20 protein-coding genes are annotated in these 24,154 nt (G+C 50.6%); 11 read left to right on the forward strand and 9 right to left on the reverse strand.

Annotated features, from left to right (window positions below; translation table 11 throughout):
* Positions 1 to 45: 45 nt before the first annotated feature.
* The 3 genes from ACQUQM_RS09635 to ACQUQM_RS09645 form a co-directional block, all read right to left on the reverse strand.
* The gene (locus ACQUQM_RS09635; protein ID WP_432474265.1) at positions 46 to 819 is read right to left on the reverse strand and encodes an ABC transporter substrate-binding protein; all 774 of its coding nucleotides are present in this window, start codon (positions 817 to 819) and stop codon (positions 46 to 48) included.
* 115 nt (positions 820 to 934) lie between these two features.
* A complete protein-coding gene (locus ACQUQM_RS09640) occupies positions 935 to 1,705 on the reverse strand; it encodes an ABC transporter ATP-binding protein (RefSeq protein WP_432474266.1) in 771 nt (256 codons plus the stop codon).
* A gap of 372 nt (positions 1,706 to 2,077) precedes the next feature.
* Positions 2,078 to 3,106, reverse strand: coding sequence for a GlxA family transcriptional regulator (locus ACQUQM_RS09645; RefSeq protein WP_432474267.1), 1,029 nt, complete (start codon positions 3,104 to 3,106; stop codon positions 2,078 to 2,080).
* 404 nt (positions 3,107 to 3,510) lie between these two features.
* On the opposite strand from ACQUQM_RS09645, the gene ACQUQM_RS09650 reads away from it, so the two are divergent.
* The 8 genes from ACQUQM_RS09650 to rpsA all read left to right on the forward strand — a co-directional run bounded on the left by ACQUQM_RS09650 (position 3,511) and on the right by rpsA (position 13,462).
* Entirely contained in the window at positions 3,511 to 4,755 is a 1,245-nt protein-coding gene (locus ACQUQM_RS09650) for an aspartate aminotransferase family protein (RefSeq protein ID WP_432474268.1), read from the forward strand.
* 168 nt (positions 4,756 to 4,923) lie between these two features.
* Positions 4,924 to 6,153 carry a hydrolase gene (locus ACQUQM_RS09655; RefSeq protein WP_432474269.1) on the forward strand — a complete coding sequence of 410 codons (1,230 nt, stop codon included), beginning with the start codon at positions 4,924 to 4,926 and terminating at the stop codon, positions 6,151 to 6,153.
* Positions 6,153 to 6,308 carry a hypothetical protein gene (locus ACQUQM_RS09660; protein ID WP_432474270.1) on the forward strand — a complete coding sequence of 52 codons (156 nt, stop codon included), beginning with the start codon at positions 6,153 to 6,155 and terminating at the stop codon, positions 6,306 to 6,308. The genes ACQUQM_RS09655 and ACQUQM_RS09660 overlap by 1 nt, the downstream gene beginning before the upstream one ends.
* Complete coding sequence (gene astA / locus ACQUQM_RS09665) at positions 6,308 to 7,342, forward strand: arginine N-succinyltransferase (protein WP_432474271.1); 1,035 nt, start codon at positions 6,308 to 6,310, stop codon at positions 7,340 to 7,342. The genes ACQUQM_RS09660 and astA (ACQUQM_RS09665) overlap by 1 nt, the downstream gene beginning before the upstream one ends.
* Positions 7,343 to 7,478: 136 nt before the next feature.
* Complete coding sequence (astA, locus tag ACQUQM_RS09670) at positions 7,479 to 8,507, forward strand: arginine N-succinyltransferase (protein WP_432474272.1); 1,029 nt, start codon at positions 7,479 to 7,481, stop codon at positions 8,505 to 8,507.
* Between the two features lies 1 nt (position 8,508).
* On the forward strand, positions 8,509 to 9,978 hold the full coding sequence (astD, locus tag ACQUQM_RS09675) for a succinylglutamate-semialdehyde dehydrogenase (protein WP_432474273.1): 1,470 nt from the start codon (positions 8,509 to 8,511) through the stop codon (positions 9,976 to 9,978).
* 18 nt (positions 9,979 to 9,996) lie between these two features.
* A complete protein-coding gene (gene astB, locus ACQUQM_RS09680; RefSeq protein WP_432474274.1) occupies positions 9,997 to 11,331 on the forward strand; it encodes an N-succinylarginine dihydrolase in 1,335 nt (444 codons plus the stop codon).
* A 451-nt stretch (positions 11,332 to 11,782) separates the two neighbouring features.
* A complete protein-coding gene (gene rpsA / locus ACQUQM_RS09685; RefSeq protein WP_432474275.1) occupies positions 11,783 to 13,462 on the forward strand; it encodes a 30S ribosomal protein S1 in 1,680 nt (559 codons plus the stop codon).
* Between the two features lie 321 nt (positions 13,463 to 13,783).
* Here rpsA and ACQUQM_RS09690 read toward each other — a convergent pair whose 3' ends face one another.
* The gene (locus tag ACQUQM_RS09690; RefSeq protein ID WP_432474276.1) at positions 13,784 to 14,452 is read right to left on the reverse strand and encodes a glutathione S-transferase family protein; all 669 of its coding nucleotides are present in this window, start codon (positions 14,450 to 14,452) and stop codon (positions 13,784 to 13,786) included.
* A gap of 161 nt (positions 14,453 to 14,613) precedes the next feature.
* Here ACQUQM_RS09690 and ACQUQM_RS09695 point away from each other — a divergent pair, with 161 nt between their 5' ends.
* Entirely contained in the window at positions 14,614 to 15,027 is a 414-nt protein-coding gene (locus ACQUQM_RS09695; protein WP_432474277.1) for a winged helix-turn-helix transcriptional regulator, read from the forward strand.
* A 529-nt stretch (positions 15,028 to 15,556) separates the two neighbouring features.
* Complete coding sequence (locus ACQUQM_RS09700; protein ID WP_432474278.1) at positions 15,557 to 15,931, forward strand: hypothetical protein; 375 nt, start codon at positions 15,557 to 15,559, stop codon at positions 15,929 to 15,931.
* Positions 15,932 to 16,194: 263 nt separating this feature from the next.
* Here the strand turns inward: ACQUQM_RS09700 and ACQUQM_RS09705 are convergent, their stop codons facing one another.
* Entirely contained in the window at positions 16,195 to 16,671 is a 477-nt protein-coding gene (locus ACQUQM_RS09705; protein ID WP_432474279.1) for an Lrp/AsnC family transcriptional regulator, read from the reverse strand.
* 50 nt (positions 16,672 to 16,721) lie between these two features.
* Positions 16,722 to 16,826, reverse strand: a complete 105-nt coding sequence (locus ACQUQM_RS09710) for a winged helix-turn-helix transcriptional regulator (protein ID WP_432474815.1) — start codon at positions 16,824 to 16,826, stop codon at positions 16,722 to 16,724.
* A gap of 320 nt (positions 16,827 to 17,146) precedes the next feature.
* Between ACQUQM_RS09710 and ACQUQM_RS09715 the strand changes: the two genes are divergently transcribed.
* Entirely contained in the window at positions 17,147 to 18,208 is a 1,062-nt protein-coding gene (locus ACQUQM_RS09715) for an arginine N-succinyltransferase (RefSeq protein ID WP_432474280.1), read from the forward strand.
* A gap of 535 nt (positions 18,209 to 18,743) precedes the next feature.
* Here ACQUQM_RS09715 and ACQUQM_RS09720 read toward each other — a convergent pair.
* The 3 genes from ACQUQM_RS09720 to ACQUQM_RS09730 all read right to left on the reverse strand — a co-directional run bounded on the left by ACQUQM_RS09720 (position 18,744) and on the right by ACQUQM_RS09730 (position 24,046).
* On the reverse strand, positions 18,744 to 20,309 hold the full coding sequence (locus ACQUQM_RS09720) for a DUF427 domain-containing protein (protein WP_432474281.1): 1,566 nt from the start codon (positions 20,307 to 20,309) through the stop codon (positions 18,744 to 18,746).
* Between the two features lie 337 nt (positions 20,310 to 20,646).
* Complete coding sequence (locus tag ACQUQM_RS09725) at positions 20,647 to 21,759, reverse strand: ACP S-malonyltransferase (protein WP_432474282.1); 1,113 nt, start codon at positions 21,757 to 21,759, stop codon at positions 20,647 to 20,649.
* Positions 21,760 to 21,781: 22 nt separating this feature from the next.
* On the reverse strand, positions 21,782 to 24,046 hold the full coding sequence (locus ACQUQM_RS09730; RefSeq protein ID WP_432474283.1) for a dehydrogenase E1 component subunit alpha/beta: 2,265 nt from the start codon (positions 24,044 to 24,046) through the stop codon (positions 21,782 to 21,784).
* Positions 24,047 to 24,154: the final 108 nt, after the last annotated feature.

Genomic DNA, 24,154 nt, shown 5'->3' on the forward strand with positions numbered 1-24,154 from the left:
AGCCCTTATCAGACTAAGCTGATAAGGTCGGCGGGAAAGCGATCATTACTGATTGATCGAGAACGGGAAGTAGCGGGAGTTGATATCGGCGTAGGTACCGTTAGCCACTATAGTTTTGAGGGCCAGATTAAGTTTATCTGTCAGTGGATCGCCCTTGCGCACGGCAATACCAATTTTGTCATTGATATCAATATCGCTGCCCTTGAACTCGAACGCCTGACCGGAGTCCGAATTAAGCCAGTCGTAGGCTGGGAACTTATCTGAGAGCAGTGCGTCCAGACGACCCGATGCCAGGTCCAGGTAAGCATTGTCCTGGGTATCATACAGTTTAACTTTGACTACATTACCTAGCTTATCTTCCAGATACTGACCGGCGATTGTGGCACGCTGGGCGCCGACTGTCAGACCTTTCAGACCGGCTTCAGATGTATCCAGAGTCTTACCTTTGGCACCGGCAAATGCCAGTACGTTGTGGTAGTACGGTTCACTGAAATCCACTACTCGCAGGCGTTCTTCGGTGATCGACATCGATGCGATAATAGCGTCGTATTTACGCGCTCTCAGGCCCGGAATAATACCGTCCCAGTCCTGTGCAACAATTTCACAGTCGGCCTTCATTTCAGCACAAAGTGCATTGGCGACATCAACATCGAATCCCTGCAGCTGACCATTGGCATCGACCATATTGAAAGGCGCGTAGGCACCTTCCGTAGCGATACGTATTTTATCGCCCGCCTGCGCAATACCGGCGGTGAATACAGAAGTGGCAGCAACAGTTGCGGCCAGCAGACCGCTCATCAGGGTTGTTTTAAATTTCATTTTGCAGATCCTTTATTATTTTTAGGCTTATTTTTCAGGCTTGCTTACTTAAATTTACTACAGAGATTTACTACAGGGGCCCATACAAGGGCTTAAGACTCTCCGATGCAAAGCATCAGAAAATACTTGAGATAAACTCGCGACAGCGCTCCGATGTAGGATTGCCGAACACCTGTTCAGGTGGGCCAAATTCCTCGACCTGCCCCTGATGCAGGAACATCACTTTGTTGGATACTTCCCGGGCGAATGACATTTCATGGGTCACCACCAACATGGTGCGCCCTTCTGCCGCCAGATCACGCATAACATTCAGTACTTCACCGACTAACTCCGGATCCAGAGCCGATGTCGGCTCATCAAACAGCAACACTTGCGGGTCCATCGCCAGGGTACGTGCGATCGCTACCCGCTGCTGCTGGCCACCGGAAAGCTGATTCGGGTAGAAACCCTTACGCTCGGACAAACCGACTTTAGCCAGCAGCTCTTCGGCATGAGCGATCGCTTCGTCACGGGATTTATTCAACACCTGAATCGGCCCTTCAATGACATTTTCCAACAACGTCTTGTGCGGCCACAGATTGAAATTCTGAAACACAAAGCCAACCCGGGCACGCATTGCTGCCAGCTGACGGGCATTGGAAGCATCCAGGTCGCCCTGTTTATTCCGTTTCAGGTCAAGTTTTTCACCGGAAATATAGATCTCCCCTTCGGTCGGGGTTTCCAGCAGATTGATACAGCGCAAAAAGGTACTTTTACCCGAGCCGCTGGATCCGATGATCGAGATCACATCGTGATCATGGGCTTGCAGATCGATCCCTTTGAGGACTTCGAGGTTGCCGAAAGATTTATGAATATTCTTCAGCCAGATAGCAGTATTCTCAGGCATTTTTATTATTCTCTGTTTCGCCAGGCATTGTTCCCGACCAGTCTTATTCAGACTTAAGGACGGATCGTAAGAGGGGCCCTATGACAGCTTCAAGCGCGGCTTATGCAGCCGACGATCATCAACCTGACACTCTGGTCACCACCAACACGCCGGCTATAGAAAGTTCTTACAGCAGCTCAGATTCAGGTTAAATACAAAATACCGATCCGGGCTGACAGCGCGTATTTCAAAGTAACAAATTAGTAGTGGGGGATATTTTGAAAATCGGTCATCCACTTCAGTCATCGCGACTTGGGCAAGGTATTTTTGACCCTGCAAATAATAAAAATGGCCGCTAAAAGCGGCCATTTGAGGACAAAAAACTTTATAAATTCAATTTCTTAGCAAACTTGACCGACCTAACTTGACGCCACCAGACCCTGGCGCTGATGCTTCCGCCTCCCGTTTACGCTCCTCCCTGGGGGTCAGTCCATAGTGGTTACGATAGGCCGTACTGAAATAGGAAGCACTGGAAAAACCACAAGCCAGCCCCACCTGCAGTGCCGGCTTATCACTTTGCCGAAGCAACTGCCTTGCCATCTCAAGACGCAGTTCCAGATAGTATTTTGAAGGCACTGTCTGCAGATGTTTCTTGAATAGCCGCTCCAGGTGACGTCGCGACACTCCGACATGAAATGCCAGATCTTCAGTACTTAGCGGCTCTTCGATATTCGCTTCCATCAGAGTAACCGCCTCGATCAGCTTAGGTTGGCTGGCACCGATGCGGGCCTTCAGCGGAACCCTCTGCTGATCATCCCCGGAGCGCATCCGTTCACAGATAAACTGTTCGGAAATCGACGCCGCCAGGTTCATGTCATAATGCTGACCGATAAGGAACAACATCATGTCCATCGCCGCGGTGCCACCGCTGCAGGTGTAGCGATTAGCGTCGATCTCAAACAGGTTATTGGTGACCTGGGTATCTGGGAACTCATCCCGCAGGCTGGCCATATCCCACCAGTGGATCGTGGCACGGTAGCCATTCAATAATCCGGCACAGGCCAGCAAGTATGAACCGGTACCGATACCGCCCAGTGCCATGTTCGAGCGCGATTGACGACGCAACCAACCGAGTACCATCTCATTACCTGTACGAGCGATGGGACTGGCACCACAGACAAAGATCGCATCCAGCTGGGGGATATCCGCCAGACTGCAGTCCACCAGCGTTTTCACCCCGAAACTACTGGCCACCGCTTCACCATCATGGCTGATCAGCACAGTCTCGTAGCAATCATCACCGGTTACCCAATTGGCCATTCGCAGGGGCTCAATTCCCGATGAAAAGGCGATCAGGGAAAAGTTAGGCAGCAGCAGGAAACCAAACCGATGCGGCCTGCTTTGAGAATTGTCACGCGACACCTGGCTTTCCACCAAAACGCATCTCCCATGCTCGTTAACTATTAAGTAAAACCAATAAGTAAGACTATTTAGCAGGACTTTTTTTGTCGGGCTTTTCGTCAGGCTGATAAATAGATCAGTTCAGAAGCCACAGCATACTGATAATAGCGGCCTCTTTCCCCGGTAAAGACGATCGAATGTCAAAATAGCGCAAGTTCATGTCGCGCTATAGAAATTCTACACCTGTTACATGCTGCAACTTTTGCTGATACTAAATATAGACGTTTATGAGGCAGCAACTGAATAGCTGCTGCGCAAACGAAGTTACCAGTGAAGACTCAAATCTGTTCACTGGCAGCAAAATAAAAACTATAACCGAGCCAAGCGCATCTGGCATCGGGTTCTCCTAACAAGAGGAATTCAGCATGACAACAGAGCAAGTAACCCGCGCCCTTTTTGACGAAGTAATGGTCCCTAACTATAACCCACAGCAATTTGTCCCGGTCCGCGGCCAGGGCTCCCGGGTATGGGATCAGGAAGACAAAGAGTATATCGATTTCGCTGGCGGCATCGCAGTAAACGCACTGGGCCATGCTCATCCGGTACTGGTCGCTGCGATTAAAGAACAGGCCGATAAGCTCTGGCACCTGAGTAATACCTGTACCAATGAACCGGCCCTGCGTCTGGCTAAGAAACTGACCGACGCTACTTTTGCTGACAAGGTATTCTTTTGCAGCTCCGGCGGCGAAGCAAACGAAGCGGCGTTCAAGCTGGCCCGTAAATACAGCTACGACAATTTCGGCCCTGAGAAGAACGAAATTATCGCCTTTAACAAGGCATTCCACGGCCGTACCCTGTTTACCGTATCCGTCGGTGGCCAGCAGAAATACCGTGAGGGCTTTGAGCCGGTACCCGGCGGCATCGGCCACGTACCATTTAACGATCTGGAAGCATTGAAAGCTGCTATTTCCGATAAGACCTGCGCCGTTGTAATGGAACCGATTCAGGGCGAAGGCGGTATCATCCCGGCTGATCCTGAGTTTGTTCGCGGTGTTCGCGAACTGTGTGATCAACACAACGCCCTGCTGGTATTTGATGAAGTGCAAACCGGCGTCGGCCGTACCGGTCAGCTGTATGCATACATGGGCATGGGTGTAACGCCTGACATCATGACTACCGCTAAAGCGCTGGGCGGCGGTTTCCCGATCGGTGCAATGCTGACTACTGACAAGTGTGCCCCAAGCCTGGGCTTCGGTACCCATGGCAGCACATACGGCGGCAACCCTCTGGGCTGCGCTGTTGCTGAAGCGGTACTGGACCAGATCAATACGCCGGAACTGCTTGCCAGTGTCGGCGATAAGCGCGCCCTTTTTGTCGCAGAGCTGGAAAAGATCAACGCTAAGCACGGTATCTTCAAAGAGATCCGCGGTGCAGGCCTGCTGATCGGCGCCGAGCTGACCGAAAACTGGCATGGCCAGGCGGCTAAGTTTCTGGCCGCTGCCCGTGAAGCGGGTGTGATGATGCTGGTCGCCGGACCTAATGTGCTGCGTATGACCCCTTCCCTGATCATTCCGGATGAGGATATCAAGCAAGGCATGGCTAAGCTTGAATTGGCGATTGCTCAGGTTATTGAGCAAGCAAAAGAGATCGAAGCGGATTCTGCCGCTTAAGCTGACCTGCAGATGAGGCTTGTCGCTAACCGACAGGCCTCTTTTTCTGAAATCGAGGTCGCCTCACTGACAGATATTTTTGCGGTAATCATCAATACTGTTGTTAATAAAAGTCATAACAAAAAAGCCATCACAGAAAGATGGCCATAATAAAAAAGGATCGCGTATATGACCACCGACTTCACCCCCTTCCTGGCATGGCTGGATGACCAGTATGAAGAGATGCTGGCGAAAACTATTGCCCTGGCAGAAACAAATTCCGGTAGCCTCAACGCAGACGGTGTAAACCGCGTGCGCGAGATGCTGACCGAATACTGCCAGGTACTGGAAGGTGAAATTGAAGTCTTACCGGTAGCGCCCTATCAAAACCTGAATGCCAATGGTGAGATGGAAAGCTTCCCACTGGGCGATGCCCTGAGAATTCGCAAACGCCCGGAAGCGCCTTTGCAGATATTTTTCTGCGGCCATATGGATACCGTATTCGCAAAAGACAGCAGCTTTCAACAGGTTCGCTGGCTGGATGAGGAAACCCTCAACGGCCCCGGTGTTGCCGACCTTAAAGGCGGCATTATGGTGATGCTGAAAGCACTCGAAGCGCTCGAGCGTAGCCCCTGGGCCGATAAGATCGGCTGGGAGATCCTGTTTAATCCGGATGAAGAGATCGGTTCCCCTGGTTCAGCACCACTGATTGCTGATGCTGCTAAGCGGGTAAATCTGGGCATGATCTATGAGCCTTGCTTCCCGGATGGCAACTTTGCCGGTGAACGTAAGGGTAGTGGCAATTTCTGTGTCATGGTGCGTGGTAAAGCGGCCCATGCCGGCCGGGAGCATCACCTGGGACGCAATGCAGTACGCGCTATGTGTGATTTTGTTTCTGAACTGGATGACCTGAACGGCCAACGCCCGGGCGTAACCATCAATCCGGGCCTGATCGAGGGCGGCGGCGCGGTCAATATAGTGCCTGACCTATGTATCCACCGATTTAACATCCGCCTGGTCGATCCCGCGGATGAAGCCTGGTGCCTCGGCCAGATCGATGAGCTGCTAGCTAAGATCAACGCTCGTGATGGTATAGGCATTGAGTTATTTGGTAAGTTCGGACGCAAACCAAAGGTATTGAGCGCAGCCAACACGAAATTATTTGAACTGGCACGAGAGTGCGGCCAGTCACTGGGCATGGACCTGCAATGGCTACCAACAGGCGGTTGCTGCGATGGCAATAACCTGGCGGCCGCCGGTATTCCCAATATCGATACCCTGGGTGTACAAGGCGGTAAAATCCACTCCAGTGATGAATATCTGAAAGTGAAAAGCCTCAATGAACGCGCTAAGCTAAGCGCCCTGATCCTTTTCAAACTGGCAACCAGTGAAAATCTAAACTGGCTGGAGGAAAACTGATGCTGTTACTGAGACTTCAAGACTGTAATGATATTCAGGATTCCCTGGAAATAAAAAGCCTCAATGAACGCGCTAAGCTAAGCGGCTTGATACCTCAATTTATTCTACTAAAGCTGGCAACCAGCGCTGACCTGAACTGGCTGGAGGAAAACTGATGCTGTTACTGCGACCACTGAACTTTAATGATATTCAGGGACTGGAACGCTTAGCCGTTATCTCCGGCGGCAGTATGACGACCCTCCCAGCCAACCGCGATCACCTCGGTGAACTGATAAACGGTACCCAACAATCCCTGCGCAAGGATATCGAACAAGCGGGTGACGAAAGCTATCACTTCGTTCTCGAAGATACCGATAGCGGCTCGATCATCGGCGTATCCGGTATCGATGCTACCGTCGGCATCAGTTCCCCTTTTTACAGTTACCGTACTGAAAAGGTGGTGCATGCCTCCAATGAGTTGCAGATCCATAATCAGATCCCGGCGTTACATCTGTGCCAGGACTATACCGGTGTAGCCCGACTGTGCACCCTGTTTATCGATAAAGAGTACCGCAACCCGGTTAACCTGCACCTGCTCTCCCGTGCCCGCCTGATGTTTATCGCCCAGCACCCTGAGCGGTTTGCTTCCCGGCTGATCGCCGAGCTACAAGGTGTGGTCGATGAAAATAACCGCTCGCCGTTCTGGGAAAGCCTGGGCCGGCACTTTTTCGAAATGGATTTTACCAAAGCCAACTACCTGACCGGCATCAATTCCAAAGGCTTTATTGCCGACCTGATGCCCCACTATCCGGTATACGTGCCGCTGCTGAGCCAGGAAGCTCAGGATGTATTAGGCAAACCACGACCCGATATGCAGAACGTGATGACACTGCTGGAAAATGAAGGCTTCAGCTATCGGGGATATATCGATATTTTCGATGCTGGCCCGACGATGGAGGCACGTACCGACTTCATACGTTCAATCGCTCAGAATCGGCAAGTAGCAGCCCGGATAGGGGTACCGGCAACAGATGATAGCAACCTGCACCCGGCACTCATCAGCAACACCGGCCTGAAGGACTACCGCTGTCTGGTCAGCCGGATCGATCCGGAACAACCAGAAATCAGCGACGAGATAGCACAACTGCTTCAGGTATCTGAAGGCGACCCGATCAGGCTGATGCTTTTGAACGACGCAGAACTCGGCTGAAGACGAAGTTCACTCAGCCTCAAACACGAAAAACCAAGACCAAATACAGCACCAGCCGACACTCTCTTTGATGTCGGCTGTCAGCCCGCGCTCACTCAAAATATGCGCTAAACAATAACAATGGAGCAAACTGACTATGATGGTAGTTCGCCTTATTAAAGCAGACGACCACGACGCGCTGCGGGAACTGGCCAGAAAAACAGGCCCGGGTTTTACTTCACTGCAAGACAATGATGAGCAGGTTGCAGCAAAGCTAAGCTCAGCACTGCAGACATTCGATCCTGAGACCCGCCCGGAAGATGCGCTCTACCTGTTTGTTATGGAAGACACCGAAACCGGCGAAGTGGTCGGCATCAGTGGCATTGAAGCGGCGGTCGGCCTGAATGACCCCTGGTACAACTACCGGGTTGGGACACTGGTCCACGCTTCCCGAGAGCTTGAGGTTTACAACCAACTACATACGTTGACCATCACCAATGACCATACCGGCTATTCCGAGCTATGCACTTTGTTCCTGGCACCGGATGCACGCCACAGTAAACACGGTTCACTGCTGTCGAAGTCCCGTTTTATGTTTATGGCCGAATTCTCGCACCTTTTTAATGAACACCTGATCGCGGAGATGCGTGGCTACTCCGATGAAAATGGTATCTCACCGTTCTGGGAAGGACTGGGGCGTCATTTCTTCTCACTGGATTTTTCAGAGGCAGACAAGCTGTCGTCGATGGATAAAGTGTTTATCGCCGAGCTGATGCCTAAAAACACTATCTATACCAACCTGCTTCCGGAAGATGCCCAGAAGGCAATAGGTCAGACCCATCAAAACACCACACCGGCGCGTAAGCTGCTGGAAAATGAAGGGATGCGTTACACCGGCTACGTCGACATCTTCGATGGCGGACCAACACTGGTAGCACGTACCGACGATATACGCGCCATTCAGGACAGCCACTACGTTAAAGCCCGTATTGACGAGCACCCGCCGGAAGGCGAACTCTATCTGGTCAGCAGTAACGACTTTGAAGACTTCCGTTGCTGTATGACCGCACTGACATCTGTCGGCAAGCACGTGGTCACCCTGACCCCTGACGTTGCCAAGGCACTAAACATTACCGAGGGAAGCACTGTTCGTGTTGTGCCTCTCTCCTCTGGACGGAGATTTTAAAATGACAGCATCAATCTACATTAACGGCCAGTGGCTGGAAGGTAACGGTCCGGCTTTCGATTCCCTCAACCCGACTACAGGGGAGAACATCTGGAACGGTGGCGCGGCTGACCCTGCACAAGTTGAGAAAGCAGTTGCTGGCGCCCGGGCGGCAGCGTTTGACTGGTCAGATATGAGCTTTGCAGACCGCTGTCAGATCGTACGGCACTATGGCGAACTGCTGGCAGAAAATAAAGAACTGCTGGCAACCACCATCGCCGAAGAAACCGGCAAACCGCTGTGGGAAACCCGTACCGAAGCTGCCGCGATGGCTGGCAAGATTGAGATTTCAATCAACGCCTATAACGAACGTACCGGTAATCGCAGCAGTGATATGGCTGGCGCTCGTGCCGTACTGCGCCATAAGCCACACGGTGTAGTTGCAGTATTCGGCCCGTACAACTTCCCAGGCCACCTGCCTAACGGACATATCGTCCCCGCCTTGCTTGCCGGCAATACAGTGGTATTGAAACCCAGCGAACTTACGCCCAAAGTTGCTGAAATAATGGTGCAGCTATGGCATCAGGCTGAACTACCGGCAGGCGTACTGAACCTGGTACAAGGTGAAAAAGAAACCGGTATCGCGCTGGCATCTAACCCTGATCTGGACGGCCTGTTCTTTACCGGCAGCTCCCGCACCGGCCACATATTGCACGAACAGTTTGCCGGACATCCGGGCAAGATCCTGGCACTGGAAATGGGCGGCAACAACCCTCTGATTATCGGCCAGATCAGCGATATCAGAGCCGCAGTGCACGAAACTATACAGTCCGCATACATCACATCCGGCCAACGCTGTACCTGCGCCCGCCGCTTGTTTGTACCAACAGGTGCTGCCGGTGATGAGTTCGTCAGCCAGCTACAACAGGCTGTCAGCGAGATCCGGGTTGGCGGCCAGTTTGATGAGCCGGCACCATTTATGGGCAGCCTGATTTCAGAAGCTGCAGCTAACGGCATGCTCGACGCCCAGGCTAACCTGATCGAGTTGGGTGCAACCCCACTGCTGATGCTGAAGAAACTGAAACCAGGCACCGGTTTACTATCGCCGGGCCTGATCGATGTTAGCGCAATCAAAAACCTGCCGGATGATGAGCATTTCGGCCCACTGCTGAAATTGATCCGCTATGATGAATTCAGCGATGCGATTAGACAGGCCAATAATACAAGCTATGGTCTCTCTGCCGGGCTGTTCAGTGACGATGAAGCACAATTTGATCACTTCTACCGCCATATCCGTGCCGGGATCGTCAACTGGAATAAGCAACTGACCGGTGCCAGCAGCGCGGCACCGTTCGGCGGCGTCGGTGCCAGCGGTAACCACCGGGCCAGCGCCTATTACGCAGCGGATTATTGCTCATACCCGGTCGCGGGTATCGAGAGCGATAACCTGAATCTGCCGGAGACATTATCTCCTGGCCTGACTATAAGCTAACTTGGAATGTAAAAGTATATGAAAGCATTTGAAGCAAATTTTGACGGTCTGGTCGGGCCTACCCACAATTACGCCGGGCTGTCGTTCGGTAATGTAGCATCCGAGACACATGGTGCGCAGGCATCCAATCCTAAACTGGCCGCTAAGCAGGGCCTGGCTAAGATGAAGGCACTGCATGACATGGGGTTAGTTCAGGGCGTGTTAGCACCCCAGGAACGCCCCGATATCGGCACGCTGCGCCAACTCGGCTTCAGCGGCAGTGATGCAGACGTACTGGCTGCGGCAGCTAAACAAGCTCCCCGAGTGCTGGCTGCCTGCTGTTCCGCATCCAGCATGTGGACCGCCAACGCAGCGACCGTATCCCCCAGTGCGGATACCGCAAACAGCAAAGTTCATTTCACACCCGCGAATCTGACCAATAAGTTTCATCGCTCGATCGAGCATGAAGTGACCGGACGGATTCTAAAGGCAACCTTCGCCGATGAGCGCCATTTCCAGCACCACTCGTCGCTACCGGGTGTCGAGCACTTCGGTGACGAAGGCGCGGCTAACCATACCCGTTTCTGCCATGAATACGGCGATGCGGGTGTCGAGTTCTTCGTTTACGGCCGTTATGCGTTCGATAGCAGCAAGCCACAGCCGACCCGCTATCCAGCGCGACATACCTATGAAGCATCAGAAGCGGTAGCCCGTAAACACGGCCTGGATCCGTCCCATGTAGTCTATGCCCAGCAGAACCCTGCGGTGATTGATCAGGGCGTGTTCCATAACGATGTGATCGCCGTCGGCAACAGCAACCTGATGTTCTGTCATGAACATGCGTTTCTCAATCAGGCAAAGGTCAAACAACAGCTCAACCAGGCGATGGGTGGTAACTTCAACGTCATTGAAGTACCAGACAACCGCGTTTCGGTGCAGGATGCCGTCAGCAGCTATCTATTTAACAGTCAGTTGCTGAACCTGCAGGATGGCCGTACACTCCTGGTCATTCCTGAGGAATGTCAGAAAAACCCTGCGGTCTGGACATACCTGTCAGAATTGCAGGAAGGTGATAGCCCGATCGATGAGCTGAAAGTATTCGACCTGAAACAGAGTATGAGCAACGGCGGCGGTCCCGCTTGCCTGCGCCTGCGGGTAGTACTGAACGAACAGGAACTGACTGCGTTTAACCAGTCCACACGGATGAACGATCAGCTGTTTGCGACCCTCAACGCCTGGGTCGATAAACACTACCGTGACCGGTTAACCGAAGCAGACCTGGCCGATCCTCAGCTATTGCTGGAATCCCGATCGGCACTGGATGAGCTTACTCAGATCATGCAACTAGGATCGGTATATCCGTTCCAGCGCTGAGCTAAAGCAGATTCTTTTCAGAAAGTTGACTGAAGTTGAAGCGACCAACGGCACCCTGGTCGCTTTTTTATATGTCCTGAAGGTCCGCTTGGTACTCTGTATCTTAATAGAAGCCGTCTTGCTTCGGCTGCACTCCAGCTTCGGTTTAAGGTAGCGAATTGCGTCGATTAGCACCTCAACTAGCCCTTTTGGTCGCTGCCACACGCCTTATATTCAGGTAATAACACCAGTTCGCAGAAAATATATTGGACTTATTCGCACCTTCCTTACTATATTTACTTTCTTATGGCCGCAGTAATCTGTAAAATATTGGCCCCTACCCCCTGTCCGGTTGTTTTTCTGTCAGTCGTACAACCGCACCGGGTAATTAAACTGCCCTGTATCTAACTGACAATACAGGTATTAGCCCCTGTGAACGCTTTTTTATAGTGTTCGCAGCATAGGAAAAAGCATGACCGAAAGTTTTGCAGACTTATTTGAAGAATCCCTAGAACTCGTTGCTATGGTGCCAGGCACCCTCGTAATGGGTGAAGTTATTGATATCGATAGCGACTGGGTTACCGTAAACGCTGGCTTGAAATCTGAGGCAGTTATTCCTCGCAGCCAGTTCCTGAATGATGCCCAAGAGCTTGAAGTTCAAGTGGGTGACATGGTTAAGGTAACTCTGGAAAGCGTCGAAGATGGCTCTGGTGAGACACGCCTATCCCGCGAAAAAGCAAAACGTGCTGAATCTTGGGGTGTACTGCAAACTGCATTCGATGCTGAAGAAACTGTTAAAGGTTATATCAGCGGTAGTGTAAAAGGCGGCTTCACAGTAACCGTTAATAAGATCAACGGCTTCCTGCCAGGTTCACTGGTTGATGTACGTCCAGTTAAAAATGCTGACCATCTGATGGGCCAGGAACTGGAATTCAAACTCATCAAGTTGGATCAGAAGCGCGATAACATCGTTGTTTCCCGACGCGCAGTGCTTCAGGAAGCTAACAGCGCACAACGTGATGAACTACTGGCTACCCTGGAAGAAGGTCAGCAAGTTAAAGGCTTCGTTAAGAACCTGACCAACTACGGTGCATTCGTAGATCTGGGCGGTGTTGACGGCCTGCTGCACATCACTGATATGGCTTGGAAGCGTATCGGTCACCCAAGCGAGATGATCAACCCAGGTGATGAAATCACTGTTCAAATCATCAAGTTTGATAAAGAGACTAACCGTCTGTCTCTGGGTCTTAAGCAGCTGAGTGAAGACCCTTGGGCTTCAATCCAGGCGCGTTTCCCATCTGGCACTAAGGTTCCAGCTCGTGTTACTAACCTGACTGACTACGGTTGCTTCGCTTCTATCGAAGACGGCGTTGAAGGTCTGGTACACGTTTCTGAAATGTCCTGGACTAACAAGAACATCCATCCTTCAAAAGTTGTTCAGGTGAACGATGAAATTGAAGTAATGGTTCTTGAAGTTGATGAGAAGCGTCGTCGTATCTCCCTGGGTATGAAGCAGTGCATCTCCAGCCCATGGACTACTTTCGCTGAGCAGTACGCTGCTGGTGATAAAGTTACCGGTTCTATCAAGACTATCACTGACTTCGGTATCTTTGTTGGTCTGGAAAACGAGCTGGACGGTCTGGTTCACATGTCTGACATCTCTTGGGAAGCAGACAACGAAACAGCTCTGCGTCAGTACAAGAAAGGCGAAGAAGTTGAAGCCGTTATCCTGTCTATTGATGCAGAGAAAGAGCGTATCTCTCTTGGCATCAAGCAGCTGGAAAGCGATCCGTTCTCAGAGTACGCTGCAGCTAACGACAAGAACACTATCGTTAAAGGCACCGTTAAGTCTGTAGACGCGAAAGGCGCTAGCATCGAGCTGGCTGAAGGCATCGAAGGTTACCTGAAAGTGTCTGACATCAGCATCGATCGTATCGAAGATGCTTCTACCGTCCTGAAAGTAGGCGAAGAAGTTGAAGCGAAGATCGTTAACCTGGATCGTCGTAACCGCTCAATCACTCTGTCTATCAAAGCTAAAGATCAGGCAGACGAGAAAGCTGCTATGAAGGCTGTAAGTGAGAAACCAGTAGAAACTGCTGGTCCAACCACTATCGGTGATCTGATCAAAGCTCAGATGGCGTCTAAGAAGTAATATTCTTACCGCTGAATAAAAAGGAGCGCATTGCGCTCCTTTTTTTGTGTCTGTCCGTAATTCATAGAATGAAGTAATACGAATTGTTTTTAGCCTTATGCTGATTCGTGTGGCAACATCGCGCTATCAGTTAAAGCTACAGCCATTAAAGGGATCTGAAACAGAACAAGTCGCCTGGCTTTACCTAAGTGCTTATAACCTAAGTGCTTATAACCTAAGTGCTTATAACCTAAGTGCTTACAAGTTCAGCATAGGACCAATCCATTCTGCCCTTTTCCTGTTTTATCCCGATAATTCAGCGCTCAGTGTCCAGCAACTCATTCAAAGGCCAGCCCCTGATTGGTTTGCCGGTATTCGCCCTATAGCGTCAGCGCTCTCAGGGGCAGTTGCCGCCCAATGCGGCGCTTGCCTCATACGGTCAAAATAGTCGTTAAGATGTGGATAAGGCGCCCAATCGAAGGGAACCATCTCTTTGAAATACTCCACATGTATCATTGAATAATCAGCCAGAGTAATTGAATCGCCCACGACATAAGAGCGCCCCTGCATATGGTCATTCAGTACCGTTGCAAATCGATTTAATTGTTCTCCGGCCCAGCTGATTACTGCTTCATTACCCTGAGCATTCATAAAAGACGGCTTGGCTATTGCCTCAAAAGCAAGTGTGCCTAAGGCTTGATTAAAATGTGCAAGCTCCCAAAACTGCCAACGAACAATATCCGCCCTCTGTGCTAAATTCTGAGGAAACAACGTATTGTTCTCAGAAGTATCTGCCAGATATTGGTTAATAGCATTCGACTCCCACAGTTTCAAATCCCCATCGACCAGGGTTGGCACCATAGCATTGGGGTTTAAGGCCTTATAAGCTTCGTTTCCGAGGTCACCTTCAAAAAAGTCCAGATACTCTACCTCCACGTCAATCCCTGTATGGTTTGCTACGGCTAATACTTTGCGGGAATTTGGAGAGCCTGCAACAACGTATAGTTTCATTTTTTGCTCCTGCTATGAACATTTCTTATACGGCGTGAGAACCAGTTCAGTAACCAATACTGGAGAACCAATTGCGCGGCCATTTCACTTGCTATTTACAAGTAATATTAGACTTTCACTTTCAATTTGCAAGTTAAAGTCTGTGAGTTACTATTAGCTTTATGGTAGATAAAAAAACAAAAGCCTGGTCGGGCTGCCCTGTTCGCTTCGGCATGAGTCAATTCGGCGATAAATGGAGCTTTCTCATTATCCGCGACCTGATGTTTAAAGGCCGCAAGTACTATCACGAGTTCATAGAGGCTGGCGAAGGGATATCCACTAATGTACTGGCTAGCCGCCTTGCCGATCTGGAAAGTAATGGCATCGTTAACAAATCAAGAGACCCGATCAAAGGTTCAAGATTCATATATACGCTGACTGATAAAGGTATCGAGCTCATGCCGATGATGCTGGCGATGATTGATTGGGCAGAAAAATATGATGCTGATACTGAAGTGCCAGAAGACTTTATCAAAGAGTTGCGAGACGACCCCGGTAAACTGCAACAAGAAATTCTGGAAAAGATACCAAGGTAAATTGCTTCCTCAGCCCTTAAATTCGGAGGTGCCAGAGACCTTCTGTACCTTACCCAACGAACCGCAGCACACTGCCTCTAGACTCTGACAAATCATCGCTTCTACATTCATATGAGGCCGAAGTAGGCCACCTCCTCATAGAATGTCCCTTTACATATATATTGATACTCATCAAGTTAGTTACCTGGCATTAGATCGTACAATAAATATACAAAAACAGGGATTTCCCTATATACATATTTCATAACGCAACAGTCAATTTGCATTAAGGAAGTAACTTTATTCAGGGACAGAATAGCTGGATGGCCTGGTAATGCGGAAAGGATGGCACGGAGTGCAGGCATGATGCCTAGGAATTCTCTGCATGGAAGATGGAAGCCAAAATAAAGAGAGTACTTAATAGGAACTAAGTACTCTTTTTTTTACCCGCGCTGGTAGTAACTAGAACGTCTGGCTTTGCTCGTAGCAGCATAAAGAGCTGTGCTATAGCCTCATTGCCGTTTTTTACTAATAAAAAGGAACCTTAGATATGTTTAATACTATTCCAACTGTTGATTTTTCTTCCTTCGTCATTTCAAGTCAGAAAATTATTGATTTGAATACCGCAGCTATCACCAAGGCACTTGAGGCACAGCAAATCGCAGCTAAGAACCTGCTGAGCCTATCTCAGGCCCGTGCCAAAGCTGCGATGGAGATAAAAGACGTCGATGGTTTTAGTGCGTTCGTTACTGAGCAGTCTGAAATAGTAAAATCAAGTATTGAAGAAGTGACTGATAGTACACAGGTTGCAGCCGAAGACGCTAAATCATACTTTGAAGAAATTCAGGCTATCCTGATCGAGAACCAAGAAATTGCAGCTAAATCTGCTTCAGTTATAAAGCCAATTGCCAAAAAAGCAGTTTAATCTAAGCTTCACTTTTTCTTAAAGCCCCCATCATATTTGATAGGGGTTTTTTGTGATGAAATTGACTTCAAGTTAATTTATCAGGCTTACTCAAGCCTGGGTTAATCAATATAGAAAGAAAAAGCCCCTGACTCTAAAATCCCGACACTACGAGTGTCCACTTCAATTCGAAAGCGAATGTAAACCTCCCCCAAAAATTGGGGCAAATTCATTCTGCCCTTTTCCTGTTTAATCCCGATAACTTAGATCTTAGTACCTGGCAATCAATGGTCTAGCAGCTCATCCAGAGGATAACCCCGGAAAGGCTTGCCAGTGTTCAGCACTACATGACTACTGATGTTTACCATCCCCGGCAGCACATCAAGAAGCCGATCATTGATTTCGTTATAACGGCTCATATCCGGCGCGATAATCCTGAGAAAAATATCGAAACTGCCGCTGACGGTGTAACACTCCACCACCTCCGGAATAGCTTCAGCGGTCTGCTGAAATGCCCGAAACGCATCAGTACTCTGATCCTTGAGACTGACCGTCGCAATGACTGTAACTGTACGACACAGCGCAGCCAGGTCGACCACCCCGAGATAAGGCCCGATCAGGCCCGCCTGTTCCAGCTTTCGCACCCGGTTGAGGCAGGAACTGGGTGACAACCCAACCCGATCAGCCAGGTTCTGATTAGTGATTCGAGCGTCCTGCTGCAAAACCTTAAGAATATTTCGACTTATTTTATCCAACTGCATAAGACTTCCTGTAAAAAACAAAATCAGCGCGGCCAGTTCAACACCCCAAGTTAAGGTACTCTCAAACTGATCCCAGCCTGTTCCAGCTTTCGCACCCGGTTGAAGCAGGAACTGGGTGACAACCCAACCCGATCAGCCAGGTTCTGATTAGTGATTCGTGCCCCTGCTGCAGGCTCGAAAGAATATTTCGACTAATCTTGTCTAGCTGCATACATTTTCTCGAAAAAACTGACTAATAAGTATGGGCACATCAGATAAGTTCATTAAAACCCTGTAAATACTGAGCTATAGATACTATGGATAACAGGCATTGAATTTTAGCACAAAAACCATAACCGCCTACAACACCGAATAATATTCGGTTTAAATTATAGATAAAACAGATTCTACGTTTTCCCCAGCCAAAATAGAAAGCTCATTCTGCAATATAAGCCGTAAAATCTGCCGTTATATTCAGTTAAAAAGAGATCAGATTATGTTGCTTATTCGCCCCTGCACCTTCAAGGATCTCGATGACCTGATGACCATATCTCACGCAGTTGGTCGCGGCATGACCTCCATGCCAGCAGACGAAACCGCCTGGCAGGAAAAAATCAGCGCTTCGATCCAGGCCTTTTCAGCCGACGCATTGAAAAAACCGGATAACACCTATTTTATGGTGCTGGAAGACAGTGGATCAGGCAGAGTCGTAGGCACTACCGCTATCTATACCGGTGTCGGCCTGAACAAACCGTTTTACTCCTATAAAGTCTCGACACTGGTCAGCAGCTGTAATGATCTTGAGGTAACCCGTCAGGCCAAGGTTCTGACCATGGTCAACGATTACACAGGGACTACCGAAATCGGCTCGCTGTTTCTACTACCGGAGTATCGCAAACCTGGAGTAGGCCAGTTTCTGTCCCGCGCCCGTTACATGACGATTGCAGATTTTCCAAACTGTTTTGATGAGCAGATCATCGCGGAACTCCGTGGCTGGCAGGACCCGCAAGGTAACTCACCGTTGTGGGATCATCTGGGTCACACCTTCTTCGGCATCGACTTTCAGCAAGCGGTCACGACCGCAGCACTGAAAGGCACCCAGTTTATTTCCGACCTGATGCCCAAGTATCCGATCTATATTGACCTGCTGCCTGCGGCAGCCCGTGAAGTGATCGGCAAGCCCCATGACTCATCGGCCCCGGCGCTGAATATGCTGAAAAAAGAGGGTTTCCAATACACCGGTTATGTCGATCTGTTCGATGGCGGCCCCTCTGTACAGGTCGCCGCGCAGGAGATTCATACGGTACGCGACAGCAGCACCGGTCGCTATCAGCTCAGCCAGGAGCTGTCGGATAACGATCAGCAGTACATGATCAGTAACGGCAGGCTGGAACATTACCGTGTTGCGCTAGCCCCCGCCCGTCTTGATGGCCAGGGTAACCTACTGATCAGCCCGGAAACCGCCAAAGCATTACAACTGCAGGAAGGCGATACGCTACGCTATATTCCAGCCCGCTCGCACTCAGCAAATGCAATTCAAACCAGTAGGGCAGCCTGAAGGATCAGGTAAAAGGAACATCGCCGCTCCTGTGCATCCCTGCACCCGCAGCATACCGTACGTCCTGTACATTAAAAGGGTCTGTATTGCAGCGGGCTGTTTACTGAATCTGGAGCAGCTCACGTAAAACTGAGTGGCTTCTTCTGTCTGTAGGTGTTTCAGCATCCCGCTTTCATGTCTGTAATCGACCCAATGTGTGGATTCCTTTTTTAGCTTTTTGGTCGACACTAAGCCTAGTATCTCGCCAGGAGGGAGGAGATGTAAGTCCATATACAAAGCGGATCTTCGTACTGCCCTGCTTGAATGATCCGGATAGGATTCTGGTGCTTAAGACTACAGGCTGGTATCTGAGATACCCTTTACAAAAGCGGACAGAGTTGCCAATCACTTCTAAGGCGTGGCATCGCTTTTCTTATGCCTTCCAGCACCTTAGTCCAGCCAACGCTCTCAAACCTTGGAGTTACCAAGTATGAGTGCAAAAATTTGATGGCAGTCCTACTATTTGCCACTTCGTTAAGTTTGTTGAATTGCCCGGCTAATCCGGGATGGTAAAGAGTTCTTGCACGGCCTCCACACCACGAAGCTTATGATGACCCAATGAAACCAGCGGAAGCTGATAGCTGGTTTTAAACGCCTCAGACAGAACTATGTACTTGCCTAGCTGCTTGCACATCCCTTCGATGCGTGATGCCTCGTTTGCAGCGGCACCAATCACGGTAAAATCAAGACGTCCTGTGGTGCCAATATTGCCATAAGTAAATTCGCCCCGATGAAGCGCAATGCCATAGCCGACGGCACTAGCGCCAACGGATTTCCTCCTGCGATTGACGACCTCCATGCGAGTACGGGCCTCACGTGCAGCCTCCAGGGCACGTTGCACGGCGTGAGGGTGGGTGTCAGCGGGGTTGTCTATGGGGAAAATAGCGACGACGGCGTCACCAACATATTTGAGCACTTCGCCGCCGTAATCAATTACAGCTCCTGCCATGCTGTCAAAGAAGTCGTTCAATAGCTCCAGATAGCTCATACGCGGCATTGATTCTGTGAGTGAAGTCGAACCACGCAGATCCGAAAACCAGACTACGGCATGAATATCTTCACCATCACCTCGCTTAATAAGGCCGTTAAGTACCCGTGGACCGGTATATCTTCCCAAATATGTCGCTAATAGAACTTGCGAGGTCCTCTTGAGCGCGTGTACTTCGAAAAGCCTGGAAAGTAACGGAAGGACCTCGTATATCCGGCCCAACTCGCTCGTCGAGAATCCCCCTGGTCGGTCCGACACCAGGGTGATGATATTTATCTGCCCATCGGAAAACATAAGCGGCATTGCCGCATAATCCGTTGCTCCGCGTTCACGCAACTCCATCAATACCGGAAAATCAAGCCTGGGATTCGGGCCTTCCAGTCGGCGTCTCACTCCCCCTGCACCTTGAAGGATGGGTGCGTAGGGGCTGTCCAGGTACTCCGACTTAAGAAGTATGTCATGCGAGCGCTGAGTTTCCCGGACGACGGATTGGTCCCGCCACCACTCGTAGCTGACAGCGAACATTTGCGGATGCAGGGTCCTGACCAACAGACTAAACCTGAGCAATGGAACATCTGCTGCAAGCAGCTGTTTGGCTAAGGCCTTGACGAGCTTCGCCGGCTCCTCTTCTGCCCAAGCTTCACGAAGGAGCCAATCCAGATACGGATTTGCCGTCCGCGTTTCGGCTCTGTGTTCGACCGTGAGTTGACCGTCCGCGTACCATGCATCCATGGCATCCCAATCAAAAGCGATGTAATTCCTTACGGCTTCGGCTTCGTCCTGTGGATCTTCATAGCTCCATGCCGCATTTTCAAGACGTTTTCCGGCTACGTTTACGGTCCAGTAATTTGCGTTTCCCTTGAAGGGGCAGTGCGTACGGTGGTCTGTGCGCGTTAAATGCTCCATGTATATGTCATCACGGGGGAAGTAATATATCGCTGGAAGGCCGGTCTCCAGAAGAATCATCACGCTTTGGCTGTCAGCGATGGTTCTCCCGTTGAACTCGACGCGAATACGAGATTTGCTTGGTTCAAAACTGACCTGATATGCGCTGTACTCACCGGGTGCTGCCATCATTCAGTCCTCTAGTCCGGTGCCTAAAGGTTAGCCCAACGAAATACAATAGCAATAACCCACGGTATGCCCCAGTGAAGAGCTGCGCCCTCCCTAAAAGTGCAATTTCAGTGGTCTGGTTAGTTTCGATGGAAGCAAATAGGGTCCGCCATCTTCACCAATCGCGGTAAGCGGGACGTTAATGACCGAAAGCTGACCTTTCCGATCTATAAAAAAGCGACCAATGCTCAATTGGTTGCTCCAGGCTCAGTAAATAGCCCGGCATTGCAGACCTTTTTTATAACTGGTGCACTTTATTCAAACCTTTCCTAAACCAGCTTTCTTCAACTCTCTAACATTAACTAACGACCATTGCCCTCTGCTCTTCCAGCCCCATCGCCAGCACGTATGGATCTGTTTTCTGCTGATGGATGAAATCCTCCTTACAGCTCAGCCCTTGCCAGTTAATGTTGATCAGAGCCTGTGCTACTGCACCACCCAGCGTGCTACCCGGCCCCAGGATAATAATCCTGTCGGGGGCAAACTCCTTAACCGACACTTCTATCACTTTAGAGAAATCGTAAGGCTGGAATACCTGATGGCCCAGTGTGTACTGGTGCAGCGCCTGCGTATCACTACTCAATGGTTGCCAGATATGACCACGCCCATCAATAAGAGGCAGCTGCGGCGCGGCAAATAACTCTGATGGCAATACCTGTAGCGCATGATCCGAAATCTGTTTCAGCAACGGCGTATGAAACGCAGCATGATTATGCAGCCGTAGCGGGAAACGCCCCTGCTGCTGCGGCAGTAACTCCATAAGCCGTTTCAAAGCGGCTTCGTTACCGCCAAAGACCAACATACCGCCCAGCTCGATAGAGATATAAAGCTCAGCTTCCTGCTGTTGATTAATGGATTCCATCAGTTCCTGCAGGTGCTCACGTCGTCCGGGAATCTGACACCAGTTTTCATCCACCAGCGGATAGATCACCTGGCCACCGATCAGGCTCTGCTGCATCATCGTACCCATGGTATTGATCAGCTCAATTGCAGATCTTTCTGGCAACGCCTGCGCGGCTGCCAGGGCGATATACCAACCCATGGAATTGCCGGTTACAGCCACTACATCAAACTGCTGCCGGTCGATACTAAGAAAATCGGCGTAGGCGCAGGCATGAATCAGCGGCGAAGCGTTATCACCCCGGGTATGCTCACGCATGGCATAGGTTTCACGGCCATCCAGTTCACTGACCGTCGCCTGCCCCTCTTGCTGGCGGTAGGCGTCAATACTGTTAATGAATTCATGCTTGGTAATAAATTCATGCCTGGCAATAAATTCGCGCTTATCCTGCTCCTGTCCCATGTGAAATCGGTTCAGATAGCCCAATTCGTCTTTGTTATAGGTACCACGGCCTGGGCAGATCACTAAGGCTTTTTGTTTCTTCGGTTGTAGCTTCACTTCCTGCTTCATTCGTTTCTCTCCAACCTGCCGCTTAAGCACTTTTCACAACCGTTAACGGATTTTCTTTACACAATAGGCTCAGTGCAGCCGCCAGAATGCTCTCCTTGCCCGGCAAAGTGCAGGTCGCAGCCCGCCCCAGCGGGATAAAGCTATCCTCGGCGGCCAGCCGTTTAACCTTGAGTTCAGCGGGCAACTGCTCTTTAACTAAAGCCATCAGCGCTTCACTGATTGAACCGGTGCCTCGACACTCATCGACAATCAGCAGATGCTCACAGGGTGCTATTGCTGCGGCTAGCTGTTCCTCATTGAGCGGGGCCAACCAGCGCAGGTCGATAATGCGCAGCGCCACGTTATGCTCATCTTCCAGCACTTTAGCCGCCTGGCGGGAGAGGTAATAACCGTTACCGTAAGTGAGTACACACAGTTCAGTTCCCTCGCCGTATTGCCCAAACTCACCCGGTTTAATCGCTTTAGACTTACCTTCTGTCGGTATCCTGGATTGCTCGGGTGACAGGTAGTTATGGGTCCACAAACCATCGCCTTCGGCATGCAGGTCGCGTGTCATATAGAGCGCTATAGGCTCAACAAAAACCACAACCCGTTGCTCTTCCTGCGCCAGCTTCACACAGCTACGCAGCATCTCAACAGCATCCGCGCCGTTTGATGGACAAGCGATCACCAGGCCGGGAATATCCCGGAATACTGCCAACGAGTTATCATTATGAAAGTGGCCGCCGAAGCCTTTCTGATACGCCAGGCCTGCGACGCGGATTACCATCGGATTGGTAAATTGGCCGTTGGAGAAGAAACTCAACGTGGCTGCTTCGCCGCGAATCTGATCTTCGGCGTTATGCACATAGGCCAGAAACTGAATTTCAGGAATCGGCAGGAAACCGTTGTGCGCCAGACCGATCGCCAGCCCCAGAATGCTCTGTTCATCAAGCAGGGTATTGATCACCCGGTGCTTGCCAAAGCGCTCCGATAGCTTGCCAGTGACATTGTAAACGCCCCCTTTCGGGCCAATATCCTCTCCGGCCAGCACTATATTGCCCTGCTCCAGCATCAGGTCGGTCAGGGCCCAGTTAATCAGCCGTGCCATATGTTGCGGTTCAGCCAAAGCGCGCTGATCCCGGCCAAACGTTGCGCTGCGTTGAGCCTCTGTAGCAGGCTCAAATGCAGGACGTTGCGACTTCGGCGGGACCAGTGACTTCATTACCTGTTTTGCTGTCTGCAGTTTTGGCCGCAGAATCACTTGTTCGGCAACCCGCGCCGTGCGTTCACGCATGGTTTCATACAGTTCACAGATCTGGCTGCTATTCATTACGCCGTTATCGATCAGTAGTCGCGCTGTATGCAGTAAAGGATCCTGAGCTTCCGCGGCATCAATCGCTTGCTGCGCCAGATAGGCGGTCTGGGCATCAGAACCGGCATGCCCCAATAAACGTACGGTCCGCATATGCAGGAAGACCGGCTGACGGTGACGTCGGGCATATTCAGCTGCCAGCCTTGCTTTCTGGTAAGTATCCAGCAGGTTGAGACCGTCACAGGCGATATATTTAAGTCCGGGACGGTGAGAAAAATTCGCCGCGATCCACCCTTCCGGGGTCGCAGTAGAGATACCGATGCCGTTATCTTCACAGATAAACACAAGTGGTATAGGTACCTGCTGATAAGCAGTCCACGCCGCTGTATTGAAAGCGCCCTGGGCCGTTGAATGGTTAGCCGAAGCATCGCCGAAACTGCACAGCACTACGCCATCATGAGGTAACTCGCCATCATGTTTCATTCGCTTTGCCAGCGGTATGCTATACGCCGCACCGACTGCCTTAGGCAGATGGGATGCGATAGTGCTGGTTTGCGGTGGTACGTATAAGCGTTTGCTGCCCAGCACCTTATGTCGTCCACCAGAAACAGGATCATCTTCGGAGGCGGCAAAGGAGAGCAGCATATCGTGCAAAACCGTCTCACCCGGTAGCTGCTTACTACGCTGAATCAGAAACGCCGCATCACGGTAGTGCAGAAACGCCATATCCCGGTAATCAAAGGCTTTGCCGATAGCCGCATTACCCTCATGACCTGAGCTGCCGATAGTATAAAAGGCCTCGCCTCTGGCCTGCAGCAAGCGCGACAGCAGGTCCAGATGCCGACTCATCAATTGCGACTCAAACAGCTCCACCAACTCGACAGGCTGCAAGCCGACATCGATCAATGACAGGGGAATATCGGATTCCGGCAGATCACCTTGCGTAACCCTGCGGGTAAAATTCTCATCAACCACTTTTGCCCGATTTTGCATACTGCTCTCCTGCTCCTATCCTCTTACAACCTATCCTCTTACAACCCATCCTCTTACTATGAGTCTCCTTAGCAGAGATCCAAAAACAGGGATCTCCTTAACCGGAAT

This window comes from Amphritea sp. HPY (genome assembly GCF_050870985.1).
Classification (GTDB): domain Bacteria; phylum Pseudomonadota; class Gammaproteobacteria; order Pseudomonadales; family Balneatricaceae; genus Amphritea.